The sequence below is a fragment of the Kitasatospora sp. NPDC001175 genome (assembly GCF_053598215.1).
On the sequence record NZ_JBSFJU010000210.1, the window covers coordinates 1 to 1,681 of the forward strand.

1 protein-coding gene is annotated in these 1,681 nt (G+C 68.9%); it reads left to right on the forward strand.

Annotation, left to right across the window (positions count from 1 at the left end; translation table 11 throughout):
- Positions 1 to 860: 860 nt before the first annotated feature.
- The gene (locus tag ACWDAK_RS41200; RefSeq protein WP_427396357.1) at positions 861 to 1,559 is read left to right on the forward strand and encodes an SDR family oxidoreductase; all 699 of its coding nucleotides are present in this window, start codon (positions 861 to 863) and stop codon (positions 1,557 to 1,559) included.
- The last annotated feature ends 122 nt before the right edge of the window (positions 1,560 to 1,681 follow it).

Consider the following 1,681-nt stretch of genomic DNA (forward strand, 5'->3'; position numbering starts at 1 on the left):
CTCCAACGGGGCCGCGTTGCTTGCGTTCCGCGCACTGCGGTGTACCTCGACCCTTGCCTTGCACCCCGGCCGAAATCCTTAACTACTCGGCCTTGGTGGAACTTCATCGTTCCACTTCCCAACGCGCTCGGACAGATCGTCCGGCAGGTCCCAGTTTGGGTACTCAACGGCCTCAGTCGGGTGAACAACGCAGGGCCGAGGCACGTACTCGTCGTCGAACTCGTACGGCTTCGGCGCTTCCCCCCGAAGCTGCCCGGAGCCGGCTCCCGCGGCGGACCGCCAACGCAAGACGGGCACAGGCGACCACTGGTCGTGCTCGGAGTGGATCAGCGGGCACCAGAGCATCTGGAGCACATCGGTGCCGGCCGGGAACACCAGAGCCGGAACATCCTTGGCGAAGAGTTGAACCACAGGCACCATGGCCACGGGGTCCGGCCCGACCATCGCACATCCGCGCGCAGGGTTGTAGTGGTCCGGCGCGGCACATGTCGGCCACGGCTCGTCAGCCGGAAGCGAGTCCTGGGCGACGCCCTTGCCGCCTCTCCCGTGAGCAGCGGGAGCAGCTTCTCCGTTCGGAGGCAAGACTGGTCAAGTTCCTGGACCGCCAGGCGCGAGATGGCAGAGCGGACGCCGAGTAGGGATCGGTTCGCTCCGACCCGGCCCCGAGGATGGCTCTCGGGACCAGGTCGTGGCCGGTCAGCGATGGTGGACCGGCTCGACGGGAAGATCGCTGGGTATAGTGCAGGCGTTTCGGGGGGCCGACGGCGGGGAGTTCGTCGACTTGACGCGCCACCTCGCGTTCGCGGACATCCAGGACGCTGCGGGAGCCCCGATGACCACATCGCTTAGGAGGCCGTCCCATGGAATCCGTCACGCTGATCACCGGTGGCTCGACCGGAATCGGCGCCGCCACCGCCCGCGCCCTGCTCAAGCAGGGCCACCATGTGGCCGTCACCGGACGTGACGCGGACAAGCTGGCCGCCTTCGCCGCTTCGGCCGGAGCGGGCGAGCGGCTGCTGACGATCACCGGCGACACCAGCGACGAGCACGACGTCGCCTCCGCCGTGCGCCGCGTGGTGGACGTGTGGGGCCGACTGGACAACGTCATCGCCAACGCCGGCTTCTCACTGCCCGGCAACCTGGAGAGCCACGCCCCCGAGGACATGCGCGCCATGGTCCTCACCAACGTCCTGGGCCCGGCCCTGCTGGTGCGGGAGACCCTGCCGCACCTCAGGGAGTCCAAGGGCCGGATCGTGATCATCGGTTCGGTCGCCGGGGTGCGCAACACGCCTGGCAACCTGTACTCGGTCACCAAGTGGGCCGCGCACGCGCTGGCCGAGAACACCCGGCTGCTGGTCGGCAAGGACGGAGTCGGCGTGACCGTCGTCGCCCCCGGGGTGGTGGACACCCCGTTCTGGAACGAGCGCGGCGGCACCCCCGACGCCTCGCCGACGATGACCGCCGAGCAGATCGCGAACACGATCGCCTTCGCCATCAACCAGCCCGTGGGCGTGGACATCAACCACATCACCGTGCGCCCGACCGGGCAGCTCGGCTGACGCAGCGCTCCCAACGACCGTACGACAAAGGCGCCTTCGGCCTGCGCCGCGTACCACGCGGACGAACTGATGAAGGCGATCGACAACGCGCCGACACGCACGGTCGGCGCGCAGGACGTGGT

Bases quoted from the DNA above. Each gene is read 5' to 3' on its own strand.
- ACWDAK_RS41200 (WP_427396357.1), top strand. From the start codon at position 861: ATGGAATCCGTCACGCTGATCACCGGTGGCTCGACCGGAATCGGCGCC.